Genomic DNA, 16,840 nt, shown 5'->3' with positions numbered 1-16,840 from the left:
CCCCCTCACAGGCAGGAAACCATGACCCAGTACCTTGCCGAACCCGGCACCCACACCCGGCCCCCCGGTCCCGGCGGACGCCCGGGCTGGTGGCGGGAGGCCGTCATCTACCAGGTCTACCCCCGCAGCTTCGCCGACAGCGACGGCGACGGGGTGGGCGACCTCCAGGGCATCCGCTCCCGGCTGCCCTACCTGAAGGAACTCGGTGTCGACGCCGTCTGGCTCAGCCCCTTCTACGTCTCGCCCCAGGCCGACGGCGGGTACGACGTCGCCGACTACCGGGCCGTCGACCCCGTGTTCGGCACCCTGCTCGACGCGGACGAACTCATCAGGGACGCGCACGCCCTCGGGCTGCGCGTGATCGTCGACGTGGTCCCCAACCACTGCTCGGACCAGCACGACTGGTTCCGGCGCGCCCTGCGGGAGGGCCCCGGGTCCCCGCTGCGCGACCGCTTCCACTTCCGGCCCGGGCGCGGACCCGCGGGCGATGCTCCCCCCAACGACTGGGAGTCCGTCTTCGGCGGCCCCGCCTGGACGCGCACCGAGAACCCGGACGGCACCCCGGGGGAGTGGTACCTGCACCTCTTCGCCCCCGAACAGCCCGACTTCAACTGGGAGCACCCGGCCGTGCGGGACGAGTTCCGCTCCGTGCTGCGGTACTGGCTGGACATGGGCGTCGACGGATTCCGCATCGACGTCGCCCATGGCCTGGTCAAGGCCGCGGGACTGCCCGACACCGGCCGCACCGGGCAGTTGCGGCTGCTGGGCACCCAGAGCCTGCCCTTCTTCGACCAGGACGGCGTGCACGAGATCTACCGGGCCTGGCGCGCGATCCTCGACGAGTACCCGGGCGAGCGCATCGGTGTCGCCGAGGCGTGGACGCCCAGTGCCGAGCGCACGGCGCAGTACGTGCGGGCGGACGAGCTGCACCAGGCGTTCAACTTCCACTACCTGGGAGCCGGCTGGGACGCGGCGGCGCTGCGCCGGGCGATCGACGAAAGCCTGGACGCCATGCGCCCGGTGGGCGCGCCCAGCACCTGGGTATTGTCCAACCACGACGTGGTCCGGCACGCCACCCGCCTCGCCGTGGACGGTCCCGAGCAGGGGCTGCGCCGGGCACGGGCGGCGACGCTGCTGATGCTGGCCCTGCCCGGGTCCGCCTACCTCTACCAGGGGGAGGAGCTGGGCCTGCCCGAGGTGACCGAGCTTCCGGACGAGGTCCGGCAGGACCCCTCGTTCTTCCGGGACAACGGGCAGGACGGGCTGCGGGACGGCTGCCGGGTGCCGATCCCGTGGTCGGGAACCGAGGCGCCGTACGGCTTCGGTCCCGTCGCGGGCGGGCCGAGCTGGCTGCCGCAGCCGGAGAGCTGGCGGCACCTGTCGGTCGAGGCGCAGTCGGGTGACCCGGGGTCGACGCTCGAGCTGTACCGCAGTGCCCTGGCCCTGCGGCGCGAGCATCCCGCACTCGGTGCCGGCGACGGCGTCGAGTGGCTGCGGGCCCCCGAGGGCGTCCTCGCCTTCCGCCGCAGCGGGCGGGGCGCGGGCGACGGCCGCGGCGGCGACTTCGTCTGCACCGTCAACCTGACCGGTGCGCCGGTGCGGTGGGCCGCGCCGGGGCGGCCCCTGCTCAGCAGCGGCGAGCCGGTGCCGGAGGGCGACGTGACCGAGCTTCCCGCGGACAGCACCGTCTGGTGGGCGGTGTGACCCTGCCCCTCACGCGGGGTGCCGAGAGCGGCACCCCGCGGCTCACCGACATCGCGGCCCAGGCCGGGGTCAGCGAGGCCACGGCGAGCCGGGTGCTCAACGGGAAGCCGGGCGTCGCTCCCGCCACCCGGCGACGGGTGGTGGCCGCGCTCGACGTGCTCGGCTACGACCGGCCGGTACGCCTGCACCAGCGCAGCGCCGGCCTGGTCGGGCTGGTGATTCCCGAGCTGACGAACCCGATCTTCCCGGCTTTCGCCCAGGTCATCGAGCAGGTGCTGGCCGGCCACGGGTACACCCCCGTGCTGTGCACCCAGATGCCCGGCGGGTCCACCGAGGACGAACTCGTGGAGCAGCTGGAGGACCGGGGCGTCACGGGCATCATCTTCCTGTCCGGGCTGCACGCGGACACCACCGCCGACCCCGTCAGATACCACAAACTGGCCTCGCGCCGGCTGCCGTTCGTCCTGGTGAACGGGTACAACGAGCGGATCACGGCGTCCTTCGTCTCGTCCGACGACCGGTCCGCCGTGCGGATGGCGGTGCGGCACCTGGCCGATCTGGGCCATGCGAAGGTGGGGCTCGCCGTCGGGCCCACCCGTTTCGTGCCCTCGCGGCGCAAGGCCGAGGGCTTCGCCGCGGCCGTGCACTCGTTCTGCGGGACACGGGCCGAGGAAGCCGAACAGCGCATCGAGCGCACCCTGTTCACGGTCGAGGGAGGCCATGCGGCGGGAGCGGCGCTGCTGGACAAGGGGTGCACGGGAATCGTCTGCGGCAGCGACCTGATGGCCCTGGGAGTGATCCGGGCGGTACGCGAGCGCGGTCTCTCGGTCCCGGAGGACGTCTCGGTGATCGGCTTCGACGACTCACCGCTGATCGCGTACACCGACCCCCCGCTCACCACGGTGCGCCAGCCGGTGCACGCGATGGCGACCGCGGCGGTGGGTGCGCTCCTGGAGGAGGTCGGCGGCACCCCGGTGCAGCGGACCGAGTTCGTGTTCCAGCCGGAGCTGGTGGTCCGCGCTTCCACGGCGCGGCGCAGCGGATGAACGCACCCGGCCGGGGGAGAATCCGCAGCCGGCCCTGGTCGGGGCAGCGGGGCGGCCTGGAGGCTGCGGAGCCCCGGCTGGAGATCCGGTCCGGCGGGCCGGGCGCGTGGGCCCGGTCCCCGGGCCTCCGAACCGCCGGACCGGGCGGTGATTGAACGTAACACCTCTGAAACGCTTGCGAAAGGCTTTGCAGCGCTTCAATTTCGGTGCGCACCAGGGACGTTGAAGCTTTTGTGGAGAGCTCAAGGACTCCTGACGGGAGGGTTGACCGAGGGTGGACGGGGTCGTACGGTCACGACCGCAAGAAGTTGCTGACTGTTTCAGCAAAACCCCACAGGCCTGTCGGGCACGGCGCGTTGCTGCGTGAAGGCCTCTCATCCGCATCAGGTGGATCAGGAGGAACAATGGCCAACAAGACCGTGGCCACTGCACTCGCCCTCGTGGCGGGAGCCGCTGTGGTCGTCACGGCACCCGGAACCGCGCAGGCGGACCCGCCCGGCGGCAAGGACGTCACCGCGGTGATGTTCGAGTGGAACTTCGCCTCCGTCGCCAAGGCGTGCACCGACGACCTCGGACCGGCAGGATACGGATACGTCCAGGTGTCACCGCCGAACGAGCGGGTGCCGGGCCCGCAGTGGTGGACCGCGTACCAGCCCGTCAGCTACAGGATCGCCACGAAACTGGGCGGCCGCGACGCCTTCAAGAGCATGATCGACACCTGTCACGCCGCCGGCGTCAAGGTCGTCGTCGACACGGTCATCAACCACATGGCCAACAGCGCGGGCACCGGCACCGGCGGATCGTCCTACAGCAAGTACGACTATCCCGGCCTGTACTCGAAGTCCGACATGGACGACTGCATGAAGGACATCGACAACTACGGCAACAGCTGGAACGTGCACCACTGCGAACTGTCCGGCCTGCCCGACCTGGACACCGGCGAGGAATACGTCCGCAAGACCATCGCCGGGTACCTGAACGACCTGCTGTCCCTCGGCGTGGACGGCTTCCGCATCGACGCCGCCAAACACATCCCGCCGGCCGACCTCGCCGACATCAAGGGCCGGCTGCGCGATCCCGGCGTCTACTGGAAGCAGGAGACCATCGGCGCGTACGGCGAAGCGGTGCAGCCCGCCCAGTACACCGGCACCGGCGACGTGCAGGAATTCTCCTACGGCCGGGACCTGAAGCGCGTCTTCTCCGGCGAGAAGCTCGCGTACCTCAAGAACCTCGGCGAGGCGTGGGGATACGTCGCCGGCGACAAGGCCGCCACCTTCGTCACCAACCACGACACCGAGCGCCACAACGCCACGCTCACCTACAAGGACGGCGCCAAGTACACCCTCGCCCACGTCTTCATGCTGGCCTGGCCCTACGGATCACCGGACGTCCACTCCGGCTACCAGTTCAGCGACGACGCGGGCAGCCCCAACAACGGGCGCGTCGACGCCTGTTACACGGACGGGTGGAAGTGCCAGCACGCCTGGCGCGAGATCGCCGGCATGGTCGGGTTCCGCAACACCGCGGGCAGCGCGGAAGTGACCGACTGGTGGGACAACGGCAGCAACGCCATCGCCTTCGGCCGCGGCAGCAAGGCCTACGTCGCGATCAACCACGAGTCCGGCTCACTGACCCGCACGTTCCAGACGTCACTGCCGGCCGGCACCTACTGCGACGTCCAGAGCGGCAAGCCCGTCACCGTGAACGGCTCCGGCCAGTTCACCGCGACCCTCGGACCCGACACGGCCCTCGCCCTGCACACCGGCGCCACCAGCTGCACCGACCCGGGCGGCGGGAACCCCGGTGAGAACCCCGGGGAGGACCCCGGCGCCTCGTTCGCCGTCCAGGCCCCCACCACCTGGGGCGAGAACATCTACGTCACCGGCAACCGGTCCGCGCTCGGCGACTGGAACCCGGCCGGCGCGCTCAAGCTCGACCCGGCGGCCTACCCCGTCTGGAAGCTCGACGTCGCCCTCCCGGCAGGCACCTCCTTCGAGTACAAGTTCCTCCGCAAGGACGCCTCCGGCAAGGTCACCTGGGAGAGCGGCCCCAACCGCACCGCCACCGTCCCGTCCAGCGGCAGGACGCTGCTGAGCGACACCTGGCGCGGCTGAACCAGGAACCGCCCGTACCGCCGGCCGAAGGGCCGCCCGGTTCACCGCGCGAGGCGAACCGGGCGGCCCACCGTGTCCGCGCGGACACCCCCTCGTGCACGAGGTCGTCACCCCGCTCGCGGGGGAGGAGAAGAAAGGCCCCATGACCCGCTTACCGTTCCGGCGCGCAACCGCCCGGATATCGGCCGTCGCACTGTCCCTGTCGGTGCTGGCGGCCCTGCCGACCGCCGCCCCTCCCGCGGACGCCGCGCCTCCACGGCCGCCGTCCGACCGCGCGCTCGCCCGCACACCGGCGCGGCCCGCCCCGTCACGCGAACAGTTCTACCTGGCACTGCCGGACCGCTTCGCCAACGGATCCACCGCCAACGACAGGGGCGGTCTCACCGGCGACCGCTCGGCGACCGGACACGACCCGACCGACAAACGCTTCTACCAGGGCGGTGACCTGAGGGGCCTGATCGAGAAGCTCGACTACATCAAGGGCCTGGGCACCACCGCGATCTGGATGGCCCCCGTCTTCAAGAACAAGCCGGTGCAGACCACGGGCGGCACCGAGATGGCCGGCTACCACGGCTACTCGATCACCGACTTCACTCAGGTCGACCCGCACTTCGGCACCAACGCCGAACTCGCGGAGCTCGTCGACAAGGCCCACGCCCAGGGCATGAAGGTCTTCTTCGACGTCATCACCAACCACACCGCCGACACCATCGACTACGCGGAGCAGGAGTACGGCTACCGCTCCAAGGGCGCCTACCCCTACCTCGACACCGACGGCCGGCCCTTCGACGACAGCGCCGGCACGGCCCGGGCCGACGAGAAAGGACTGCCCTACACACCGCGAAACCGCACCGGTGAGCACGACACCAAGGTCCCGGCCTGGCTGAACGACCCGGCCATGTACCACAACCGGGGCGACTCGACCTTCGCCGGCGAGAGCGCGCTGTACGGCGACTTCATCGGCAACGACGACCTGTGGACGGAGCGCCCCGAGGTCGTCGAGGGCATGGAGCGCATCTACCGGACGTGGGTGAAGGACTTCGGCATCGACGGCTTCCGCGTCGACACCGCCAAGAACGTGAACATGGCCTTCTGGACACAATGGGCCACGGCGCTGGACGCCTACGCGGCCCGGCAGGGCAAGCCGGACTTCTTCATCTTCGCCGAGGCCTTCTCCGCGGACCCCGTCGTCATGGCCCCCTACCTCACCGAAGGCCGCCTCGACGCCACGCTCGACTTCCCGTTGCAGGCCGCGCTCCGCAACTACGCGTCCCGCGGCGGCCCCACGCGCGACCTCGCCCACGTCCTCGCCCAGGACTACCGCTACACCACCGACAAGGCCAACGCCTACGGCGAGGTCACCTTCCTCGGCAGTCACGACATGGGCCGCATCGGGAGCTTCGTCAGCCAGGACAATCCCGGGGCGGACGACGCGGAGCTGCTGCGCCGTGACCGGTTCGCGCACGAGCTGTTGTTCCTGTCCCGGGGCAATCCGGTGGTCTACGCCGGTGACGAGCAGGGCTTCACCGGACCGGCGGGTGACGTGTACTCCCGGCAGACGCTGTTCGCGTCGCAGGTGCCCGAGTACCTCGACGACGATCAGATCGGTACGGAGCGTACGCACGCGTCGGACGCGTACGATCCGGCGCATCCGCTGTACCGGTCGGTCGCCGCGCTGTCGCGGCTGACGAAGCGGCATCCGGCGCTGCGTGACGGTGTGCAGCAGGAGCGGTACGCGGACGAGGGCGCGGGGGTGTACGCGTTCTCGCGCACGGATCCGAGGCGGCGGGTGGAGTACGTCGTCGCGGTGAACAACGCGGAGCGGGTCCGGTCGGTGAGGGTGCCGACGTATGCGGCGGGCATGGGGTTCCGGGGTGTGTACGGTTCGTCGGCGCGGGTGACCAGTGGCCGGGACGGCAAGGTTCCGGTGGTGGTGCCGCCGTTGTCGGCGGTGGTGCTGAAGGCGGTCAGGCCGCTGGGGTTGCCGGTGGCCGGTCCGTCGGTGTCGGTGCGGGCGCCCGCGGCCGGTGCCACGGGTGATGTGGAGGTCGCCGCGTCGGTGGACGCCGGTCCGCTGAGCCGGGTGGTGTTCGCCGCGCAGGTCGGTGACGGGCCCTGGCGGACTCTCGGTTCCGCCGATCATGCACCGTACAAGGTGACCCAGCACCTGCCGGACACGGTGCGGGCGGGGACCGCTCTGCGGTACAAGGCCGTGGTCGTCGACAGTGCCGGACGCACCGCGAGCGCCACCGCCACCACCACCGCCGGACAACCGCCCGCAGCCGAGAGGCCGACGGCGAAGAGACACCACGCGGTCGTCCACCACCGGCGTGCCGACGGCGACTACGACGGCCTGCGGCTGCGCACCGCCGACGGCACCACGGCCCCGTTCATCGGCCGCGACGCCTACGGCGCCTTCGCGTGGATCACGCCCGGCACCGGCACCGGCACCATCCGGTTCACCGTCGAGAAGGACGGTGTCGCCGAGGGACCCGAGCGGGCCTTCGACTTCGCCGCGACCGGCGAGGTGTGGACCGAGGAGAACAGCACCGCCGTCCGCACGGCCAGACCCAAGGCCGCGTATCCGCCGCCCGACGGGACCAAGGCCGTCCTGCACTACCACCGGCCCGACGGCGACTACGAGGGATGGGGCCTGCACACCTGGACCGGGTCCGCTGATCCCCCCGAATGGAACGACCCCATCCCGCCGGTGCGCCAGGACTCCTTCGGACTGGTCTTCGAAGTGCGGCTCGACGACGGAGCCGCCTCGCTCAGCTACATCCTGCACAAGAGGGAGGAGAAGGACGTCCCGGTCGACGAGGCCCTCGACTTCTCCCTGTACGGGCACGAGGTCTGGCGCGTGGCCGGCGACCCCGCCTACCTGACGCCGTCCCCCGGCGGCGCCTTCGGCCTCGACCTCGGCACCTCGGAGGCCACCTGGATCGGTGACGACACCGTTGTATGGGCGGGCGAGGGAACCGGCGTCGCCAGCCAGCAGCTCGTGTACGCCACCGAAGGCGACCTCACGCTCGAGGACGGCGCGCTCTCCGACGAGGGGCGGTGGCTGCGGCTCGTCCCGGCCGAACTCACCGAGGCACAGAAGTCCCGCTACCCGCAGCACGCGCAGGGTTCCGCGTTCCGTGTGGACCCGCGGGACCGCGACCGCATCGGCCAGGCCCTCCAGTCCCGGCTGATCGCCACCCAACGGGCCGACAGCGGCGCCCTGCTGGGCGCCACCGGCGTGCGTATCGAAGGAACACAACCGGAAGGAACCGACAAGTGACCGGCGCGTCCCCAGACCCAACGGACCGAAGAATCTCCCCGGACCGAACGAACCGAAGAAACCCCCCGGACCGAACGGACCGAAGAAACCGGGCGAGGCGAAGAGGCCGCAGTGGCGGCGGGGCCGTGCCACGGCCCGAGGCCGTCACCGTGACCCGTCCCACCACCATCGCCATCTCGGCCGTCGTGGCCGCGTTGCTCGCCACGGCGCTCGGCACGCCGCAGTCGGCGACCGCGGCGACCGCGGCGCCCGCGGGGGCCCGGCCGCCCAAGCCGCCGTCCGACGCCCGGCTGGCCGCCGAGCCGGCCCGCCACGACCTCACCCGGGAGCAGTCGTACTTCCTGCTGCCCGACCGGTTCGCCAACGGCTCCACGGCCAACGACCGCGGAGGGCTCACCGGCGACCGGACCACGACCGGCTTCGACCCCACGGACAAGGGCTTCTACCAGGGCGGGGACCTCAGGGGCCTGATCAAGAAGCTCGACTACGTCAAGGGCCTGGGCACCACCGCCATCTGGATGGCCCCCATCTTCAAGAACAAGCCGGTGCAGGGCGGTGGCGAGTCCGCCGGTTACCACGGCTACTGGATCACCGACTTCACTCAGGTCGACCCGCACTTCGGCACCAACGCCGAACTCGCGGAACTCATCGACAAGGCCCACGCCAGGGGCATGAAGGTCTTCTTCGACGTCATCACCAACCACACCGCCGACACCGTCACGAACACCGAGAAGAAGTACGCCTACCGCCCCAAGGGCGCCTACCCCTACCTCGACACCGAGGGCCGTCCCTTCGACGACAGCACCGGCATGGGCAAGGTCGACCGGGACAGCTTCCCGTACACGCCCGTCGTGCCCGCGGACGAGGCCCGCACCAAGGTCCCCGCCTGGCTGAACGACCCGTCCATGTACCACAACCGGGGCGACTCGACCTTCGTCGGCGAGAGCGGTCTGTACGGCGACCACACCGGTCTCGACGACCTGTGGACCGAGCGGCCCGAGGTCGTCAAGGGCCTGGAGAAGATCTACCAGAGGTGGGTCGAGGACTTCGACGTGGACGGCTTCCGCGTCGACACGGTCCGCAACGTCGACATGCCGTTCTGGACCCAGTGGGCCACCGCGATCGACGCCTACGCGGCGAAGAAGGGACGCGAGGACTTCTTCGTCTTCGGCGAGACACTCTCCTCCGACCCGGCCGTCACGGCGCCCTACGTGACCCGGGGCCGGCTCGACGCCACCCTCGACTTCCCGCTGCAGAACGCCATCCGCGGCTACGCCTCCCAGGGCAAGCCGGCCACCACCCTCTCCGGCGTGCTCGCCCAGGACTACCGCTACACCACGGACAAGGCCAACGCCTACGAGCAGGTGACCTTCCTCGGGAACCACGACATGGGCCGCATCGGGAGCTTCGTCAGCCAGGACAATCCCGGGGCGGACGACGCGGAGCTGCTGCGCCGTGACCGGTTCGCGCACGAGCTGCTGTTCCTGTCCCGGGGCAATCCGGTGGTCTACGCCGGTGACGAGCAGGGCTTCACCGGGCCGGGCGGGGACAAGGGCGCCAGGCAGACGCTCTTCGCCTCCCGGGTCCAGGACTACCTCGACGACGATCAGATCGGTACGGAGCGTACGCACGCGTCGGACGCGTACGATCCGGCGCATCCGCTGTACCGGTCGGTCGCCGCGCTGTCGCGGCTGACGAAGCGGCATCCGGCGCTGCGTGACGGTGTGCAGCAGGAGCGGTACGCGGACGAGGGCGCGGGGGTGTACGCGTTCTCGCGCACCGACCTGAGGCGGCGGGTGGAGTACGTCGTCGCGGTGAACAACGCGGAGCGGGTCCGGTCGGTGAGGGTGCCGACGTATGCGGCGGGCATGGGGTTCCGGGGTGTGTACGGTTCGTCGGCGCGGGTGACCAGCGGCCGGGACGGGAAGGTTCCGGTGGTGGTGCCGCCGTTGTCGGCGGTGGTGCTGAAGGCGGCCAGGCCGCTGGGGTTGCCGGTGGCCGGTCCGTCGGTGTCGGTGCGGGCGCCCGCGGCCGGTGCCACGGGTGATGTGGAGGTCGCCGCGTCGGTGGACGCCGGCCCGCTGAGCCGGGTGGTGTTCGCCGCGCAGGTCGGTGACGGGCCCTGGCGGACTCTCGGTTCGGCCGATCATGCACCGTACAAGGTGACCCAGCACCTGCCGGACACGGTGCGGGCGGGGACCGTTCTGCGGTACAAGGCCGTGGTCGTCGACAGTGCCGGACGCACCGCGAGCGCCACCGCCACCACCACCGCCGGACAACCACCGGCCAAGCCGAGGCCGAGCGCGGTGGACCGCCCCTACGCGGTGGTGCACTACCAGCGGACCGACGGGGACTACGACGGCTGGCGGCTCGAATCGTCCGCGGGAACCGCGGACTTCACCGGCCGCGACGCCTACGGAGCCTTCGCCTGGGTCCCGTTGGACGACAGCACCGGCACCGTGACCTACACCGTGGAGAAGGACGGCACCGCGGACGGACCGCAGCGCGCCTTCGAACCGGTACGCACGGGCGAGGTCTGGATCGAGCAGGGCGAGGACGGACAGGCGGAGACGGCCCCCGAAGGGGCGTACCCGCCGCAGGACCAGCGGAAGGCCGTCCTGCACTACCACCGCGCCGACGGCGACTACGACGGCTGGGGCCTGCACACCTGGACCGGCGCGGCCACCCCGACGGACTGGACCAAGCCGTTGCAGCCGGTCGGCAGGGACACCTTCGGCGTGACCTTCGAGGTACCCCTCGCGGACGGAGCCACGTCCCTCAGCTACATCGTCCACAGGGGCGACGAGAAGGACATCACCGGCGACCGGTCCCTCGACTTCGCCGGCCACGGCAAGGAGGTCTGGCTCATCGGCGGCACCGACGGCTACCTGCTGCCGACCGTCGGCTCCGCCCCCGACCTCGACCTCGGCACCTCGAAGGCCCAGTGGATCGACGCGGACACGGTCGTGTGGAAGGTCAAGGCCACCGACGCCACCAGCCAGCAGCTCGTGTACGCGCCCCGGGGCGGCATCACCATCGAGGAGGGTGCCCTCTCCCACGAGGGGCACTGGCTTCGTCTGCTGCCGGCGACCCTCAGCGACGCGCAGAAGGCGCAGTTCCCGCACCTGAAGGACCACCCGGCCTTCACGGTCGACCCGCGCGACCGTGACCGCGTCCGCACCGCCCTGCGCGGCCAGGTCATCGCCACACAACGGGCGGCCAACGGCGCCCTGCTCGCGGCCACCGGCGTACAGGTCCCCGGAGTGCTGGACGACCTCTACGGCAAGGCGCGCGACGCCCGGCTGGGAGCCGTCTTCGAGCGGGGCAGGCCCACCCGGGCCCACCGCCTGCACCCGGCACAGGCCACGGGCGCGGACCCGGTCGTCAAGGACGCGTCCTACACGCGGAGCACCGGATCCTTAGAGCTGCCGGGCCGTTCCGTGGCGGTGTTCACGCGCTGACGGATCGTCCGCGAGGTGCCCGTGCCGGTCGACCGGCACGGGCACCTTCGTGTCCGGGCCTGTCGCACCGGAGCACCGGGGCGGGGGAGGGCATCTCTTTTCGGTCGTGTCGCGGCGGCCGCGCTCACCGCGGCCGGTCGCGGCCTGTCGAGGACGCGTGCGGCGCGTGACTTCTCCCCAGGTCGCTGAGCTGGTGGTTCAAGGAGGGGTGCGCCTCGTGAGATCGTTGAAATCCTTACCGCAAGGACAATGAAACTTGCCGCAAAACTCTGCATGGCTCCGTCGGCCCCGCCTACGCTGACAGCGTTCTGTTCACCCAGTGAAGGCGAGAAGTGTGATGCACCGGTTTCTGTATTCAAGCCTTGTGACTGTTGCCGCGGCTCTCCTGGCGACGGCGTCCGGTGCGGCCCACGCCGGCGCCCAGGAGGGCGCGGACGACCGTGGCGGCGCCGCCTGGAGCGCCGCACCCGAGTGCGTGACGTTCAGCGCGGACTGGCGGTACACGTTCGTCACCAACAACTGCCCGGACACGCACACGTTGAAGGTCGTGTACCGCGACGGGACCGACGTCCCCAGCCGGGTGGCGCCGCCGGGGGCCATGGTCACCTTCCCCGGCCACGGAACCACGGGCAACGCGGTCCTGGGCGTCATCGCGTGCGATGGCGGAGCCGACGCCTGACCTTCCGCGGGCCCCCGCGCCGCCGGCCCGAGGACACCTCCAGCCGTGCCCCGCGCGCATTCCGGCACACAGTGAATACGGGTTGACCGCCCCGCTTTTCTGGGCAGCGGATGCGGCAGGACAGGAAAGAGCGAGCGAATTCTCCGCGCCCGGCGAAGTGCCTTTCGCCGGGCGCGGACAACGGCAGCACCCACGCCCTCGGGAGGCGGCATCCCGCGCCTCGCGCGACGTCCGTGAAGCGGGAGGCATCCCGGGGCAGCCGTCAAGGGGTCCGGCGGCAGTGCGGCCACCTCGACCGGAATCCAGCGCCCCCGCCGCCGTTGCTCCGGCTCTGAGCGGCCTTGTCGGCCTGGTGCGCGATCCGGCGGCGCGGCCCCACGGCAAGGCGCCCCATCAGTGAGGACGGCCGTCACTCCGCCCGCCCCGCACCCGCGGGCCGGGTGATCGACAGCGGTGATTCCCCGTCGACCGGGGCGTGTTATTCGGTCAAAGCCCGAATACGTGTCTATGGCAACTGGGGTTGGGAACGCGTAAGCCGTACGACACAGCACAAGGGAATAACGCTTCCCCACACGTATCCGTCATCGCTGGATTCCTGTTTCCTGCGCCCTTTCGGGAGGCAGCATCCGTGCTGCCGAAAAGGAGTGACGTCATGCCCTTAGTGGACGGCCGGACCGAGGACGTGCCGGCTTTCGAACTGCTCGACTGCACGCTGCGCGACGGTTCGTACGCCGTCGACTTCCAGCTCGACGAGGAGTTCGTGACGCAGCTGCTCACCCGCCTGGACGACATACCGGTCGCCAAGGTGGAGGTGGGCCACGGGATCGGTCTGGAGGCCGAACGCAACGGCATCAAACCGTGCAACATCGGCCACTACCGCTGGGCCGAGATCGCTCGCTCCACCCTCACGCGCAAGCCCTGGGGCATGTTCGCCCAGCCGGAGTTCACCCGCCTCGACACCATCGCGGAGATGAGCGACCGCGGGATGTCCTTCGTCCGGGTCGGCATGGAGCCCGACCGGGTCCCCGAGAACCTCGACTACCTGCGGCGCGCCGCCGACCTGTGCGGCCAGGTCTACCTGAACCTCATGAAGTCCAGCGCGACACCGGTGGACGAGCTGGTCCGCCTGCTCGACGGGGTCACCCCCGACATCGCGGGCGTCTACGTCGTCGACTCCTACGGCGCGATGCTCCCCGCCGACGTGCAGACCTATGTGAGCGCGGTACGCGAGCACTTCCCGGTCGTCGGTTTCCACGGGCACGACAACCTCGGCATGGCCAACATCAACAGCATCACCGCACTGCAGGCGGGCGCCACCATCGTCGACGCCACCCTCGACGGCATCGGCCGCGGATCCGGCAACGCCGCCATCGAGTCCCTGGCCGGCGTCATCAAGAAGCTCGAGGCCGACCTCTTCGACTACCAGGAACTCGCCCGGCTCGCCGAATACTGCCGGGAGAACATGCGGCCCATCCCCGAAGACCGCACCATGCAGGTCCTCGGCGCCGTGATCGGCATCCACTCGGGCTACTTCCCGCTGGTGGAGAAGCTGGCCGAGGAATACCACACCGACCCGGCACGGCTCATGGAGGCTGCGGTGAAGATCGCCGACCACAGCCCGCGCAAGGACGACTTCCGTGCCGCCGCCAGCAGGATCAACGCCTGAGGCGGTCGTCCCTCCCTTTCCGCCGACACCACGTCGGCGCGCACTCCGCGGCGTCGTCACCACCCGCCGGATCCCCGCGCTCGCCCCGCCCCGGGCCCAGGCGTGCCCGCACCCCGCCCGGGGCACCCCGGCCGCCGGCCCGGGACAGGCCCACCCCGGCCCCGCCGCTCCTGCCCGCCGCTGCGCGGCCCGGGGCGCCCCGCGCCGGCCCGGCCCGCAAAGGCCACAGCCGACCGGCGGACCGCCGCCCGATCCGCCCGTCAACGGAGACCACCATGAGATTCACCAGGACCGGAACGTCCGCCACCGGACACGGCATCGCCGTGCAGCACCGCGACCAATGGTTCAGCCTGTCGGACGTACCCGGGTACGCCGGCACGACCCGCATCAGCGACCTGCTCGGCGAGAGGCAGTCGCGCGAGCTGACCGACGCCCTGGAACGGCACGCCGCCGCCCTCACACCCGTCCGGCCCGACCCGGGGCTCGCCCCCACGGTCGTCGACCCGGGGGCCGACATCTGGGGCGCCGGGCTCAACTACCGGCGCCACTCGCAGGACCTGCAGTCCGAACAACCACGCTCCGGCCCCGGTTCCTACCTGCGGCCCGGCGGCTGCCTCATCGGCAACGGCGGCCACATCGAACTGCCGGAGCAGTCCCGGCGGGTCACCGCGGAAGCGGAACTGGGCCTGGTCATCGGGACCACCTGCAAGAACGTCGAACGCGCCGACTGGCGATCCGTCGTGGGCGGCGTCACCGCCGTCCTCGACATGACGGCCGAGGACGTCATCCGCGAGAACCCCCGCCACATCCCGTGGGCCAAGGGATTCGACACCTTCTGCAGCGTCGGCCCCGTCCTGGTCACCCTGGACGAGTTCGGCGACGACGACCTCACCGCCCTGCGCATCGCCACCGTCCGCAACGGGGAGACGGTCGCGGCCGCCACCCCCGCCGACATGAAGTTCGGCCTCGACCGCCTCGTGGAGTACTTCAGCGCGGGACGCACCCTCGAAGCCGGCACCGTCATCTGCACCGGCACCCCCGGAGCGGCGGTCATCCACGCCGGTGACACGGTGCGGGCGGTCGTGCAGGACGTCGGCACCCTGACCCACCCCGTCCGCCGCCCAGGAGGGGTCCGCCACGAGGAACGTCCCCCCGCATTCCGCAGCGAAGGAGGCTGACATGCGAGCAGGAGAGGAGTCCGTGCTCGACGGCATGGACCGCGCCGTCCGGGAGGTCCCGGACAACGAGGCGCTGCGCACCGCGCGGTCCGCCCTGACGTACCGCGAACTCGGCGAACGCACCGACGAGTTCGCCCACCGGCTGCGGCAGCAGACCCGTCCCGGCGAGTTCGTCGCCCTGCTCGGCACCCGCGGCGCGGCCGCGATCGTCGCCATGATCGGCGCGCTGAAGGCGCGGCGGCCGTTCGTGGTGGTCGACGAACGGGACAGCGACGCGTCCAACGCCGCCAAGACCGGCCTGCTGGGCGTCCGGCTGCTGGCCCGCGGCACGGACGACGACGGCCACGTGGAGCTCACCGGGCTGCCGCCCCACTGGCGCCCGGCCGGCGGCCCGGCACGGCCCGCCGGACACCCCTTCGCCGACGGCGAGATCGGCTACGCGATCCACACCTCGGGGTCCACCGGCACCCCCAAGTGCGTCCTCGTCCGGACCGCCCCGCTCGCCCCCGTCGTCCGCGACCACGTCACCCGCCTGGCCGTCGGACCGAGCAGCCGGACCCTGCAGTTCGCCCGGCTCACCTTCGACGGCTGCCTCACCGAGATCCTGTGGACGCTCACCGCGGGAGCCTGCCTCGTCGTCGTGGACGAGGAACGGCTCGCGCCGGGCCCCGTCCTGCAGGACACCCTCGAACGGTTCGGGATCACCCACCTCAAGACGACACCGTTCGCCCTGACGGTCACCGAACCCACCGACGGCATGCGCCTGGAGCACGTCGTCAACGGAGGCGGCCCGTGCCGCCCGGCCGCGGTCCGCACCTGGTCCAAGGCGGCGAGCTTCCACAACGCCTACGGCCTCACCGAGACCACGGTGTGCAACCTGCTCACCGACGCCCTCGACCCGGACGACTGCCGGGACGCGGTACCGCTGGGCGATCCGGTGGGCGACTGCGCGTACGTCCTGCGCGACGTCGCCACGGGCGCGACCGGAGCCGGGGTCCGGCGCGGTGAACTCGTCGTCACCGGAGCCTCCGTGGCCGCCGGATACCTCACGGAGCACGGCGTCGACCCGTTCCGTGACCCCGACGGGACGAGCGGCTACGCCACCGGTGACGTCGTGGAGGTGCGCGACGGACGGCTCTACTACGTGGAACGGCTGGACCGCCAGGTCAAGGTCCGCGGCTACCGGCTCGACCCCGGGGAGATCGAGACCGCCGTGTGCCGTCACCCCGACGTCCGGGAAGCGGTCGTCGTGGCCGAGACCCAGCCCGACGGCGACCCCGCGAACCCGGACACCCTGGTCTGCTACTACCAGGGAACGGCCGACCCGCGCGCCCTGCGGCGCCACCTGGACGGCGACCTCGACCCCTACAAGATCCCGTCGGTGCTGGAACGCGTCGACGTCTTCCCCAGCACCCCGAACGGGAAGATCGACAGAGACGCCCTGCGCACCCGGCGGCAGGCCCCCGCCCCGGCGGACGCCCCCGACGGCCCCGACGAACAGGTGCTGCACCTGGTGCGCACGCTCACCGGAGTGCGGGACGCACGGCTCGACGACGACTTCTTCGAGCTGGGCGGCGACTCCGCCTCGGCGGTCGCCCTGGTCACCGGCCTGAAGAAGCTCGGCTGGACCGACGCCGGCGTCCGCGACGTGCTGCGCGCGGAGAACCTGCGGGACCTCGCCGACCGGCTGCGGGAACGGAGCGTGTGAC

8 protein-coding genes and 1 pseudogene are annotated in these 16,840 nt (G+C 71.3%); all 9 read left to right on the top strand.

All coding sequences use genetic code 11. The features are described 5' to 3' along the window. Positions 1–21 precede the first annotated feature (21 nt). The 9 genes and pseudogenes from SGLAU_RS00915 (at position 22) to SGLAU_RS00875 (ending at position 16,839) form a co-directional block, all read left to right on the top strand. Complete coding sequence (locus SGLAU_RS00915; RefSeq protein WP_043497454.1) at positions 22–1,704, top strand: glycoside hydrolase family 13 protein; 1,683 nt, start codon at positions 22–24, stop codon at positions 1,702–1,704. Next, positions 1,701–2,750: a LacI family DNA-binding transcriptional regulator gene (locus SGLAU_RS00910; protein ID WP_412556210.1), complete on the top strand. Its 1,050-nt coding sequence runs from the start codon at positions 1,701–1,703 to the stop codon at positions 2,748–2,750. The genes SGLAU_RS00915 and SGLAU_RS00910 overlap by 4 nt, the downstream gene beginning before the upstream one ends. 404 nt (positions 2,751–3,154) lie before the next feature. Next, positions 3,155–4,864 (top strand): carbohydrate-binding module family 20 domain-containing protein, encoded by a 1,710-nt coding sequence (locus SGLAU_RS00905; RefSeq protein ID WP_043497452.1) that lies wholly within the window; start codon positions 3,155–3,157, stop codon positions 4,862–4,864. 142 nt (positions 4,865–5,006) lie between these two features. Then, complete coding sequence (locus SGLAU_RS00900) at positions 5,007–8,147, top strand: alpha-amylase family glycosyl hydrolase (protein ID WP_078958011.1); 3,141 nt, start codon at positions 5,007–5,009, stop codon at positions 8,145–8,147. 149 nt (positions 8,148–8,296) lie between these two features. Beyond that, positions 8,297–11,482, top strand: a pseudogene (locus SGLAU_RS00895) (alpha-amylase family glycosyl hydrolase); the annotation flags it as partial. Positions 11,483–11,972: 490 nt separating this feature from the next. After that, positions 11,973–12,287, top strand: a complete 315-nt coding sequence (locus tag SGLAU_RS00890; RefSeq protein WP_244315145.1) for an alpha-amylase — start codon at positions 11,973–11,975, stop codon at positions 12,285–12,287. A gap of 652 nt (positions 12,288–12,939) precedes the next feature. Beyond that, positions 12,940–13,953, top strand: coding sequence for a hypothetical protein (locus tag SGLAU_RS00885; RefSeq protein WP_078957531.1), 1,014 nt, complete (start codon positions 12,940–12,942; stop codon positions 13,951–13,953). A 275-nt stretch (positions 13,954–14,228) separates the two neighbouring features. Further along, the gene (locus SGLAU_RS00880; RefSeq protein ID WP_063838858.1) at positions 14,229–15,131 is read left to right on the top strand and encodes a fumarylacetoacetate hydrolase family protein; all 903 of its coding nucleotides are present in this window, start codon (positions 14,229–14,231) and stop codon (positions 15,129–15,131) included. A gap of 1 nt (position 15,132) precedes the next feature. After that, a complete protein-coding gene (locus tag SGLAU_RS00875; RefSeq protein WP_052413547.1) occupies positions 15,133–16,839 on the top strand; it encodes a non-ribosomal peptide synthetase in 1,707 nt (568 codons plus the stop codon). Position 16,840: the final 1 nt, after the last annotated feature.

It is taken from the genome of Streptomyces glaucescens (genome assembly GCF_000761215.1).
GTDB classification, from domain to species: Bacteria; Actinomycetota; Actinomycetes; order Streptomycetales; family Streptomycetaceae; genus Streptomyces; species Streptomyces glaucescens_B.
This window is presented reverse-complemented; position numbering and strand designations above follow the sequence as displayed.

What these genes read in the sequence shown, in the direction of transcription:
- SGLAU_RS00915 (WP_043497454.1), top strand. Translation starts at nt 22, where the DNA reads ATGACCCAGTACCTTGCCGAACCCGGCACCCACACCCGGCCCCCCGGT.
- SGLAU_RS00900 (WP_078958011.1), top strand. Translation starts at nt 5,007, where the DNA reads ATGACCCGCTTACCGTTCCGGCGCGCAACCGCCCGGATATCGGCCGTC.
- SGLAU_RS00880 (WP_063838858.1), top strand. Translation starts at nt 14,229, where the DNA reads ATGAGATTCACCAGGACCGGAACGTCCGCCACCGGACACGGCATCGCC.
- SGLAU_RS00905 (WP_043497452.1), top strand. Translation starts at nt 3,155, where the DNA reads ATGGCCAACAAGACCGTGGCCACTGCACTCGCCCTCGTGGCGGGAGCC.
- SGLAU_RS00885 (WP_078957531.1), top strand. Translation starts at nt 12,940, where the DNA reads ATGCCCTTAGTGGACGGCCGGACCGAGGACGTGCCGGCTTTCGAACTG.
- SGLAU_RS00875 (WP_052413547.1), top strand. Translation starts at nt 15,133, where the DNA reads ATGCGAGCAGGAGAGGAGTCCGTGCTCGACGGCATGGACCGCGCCGTC.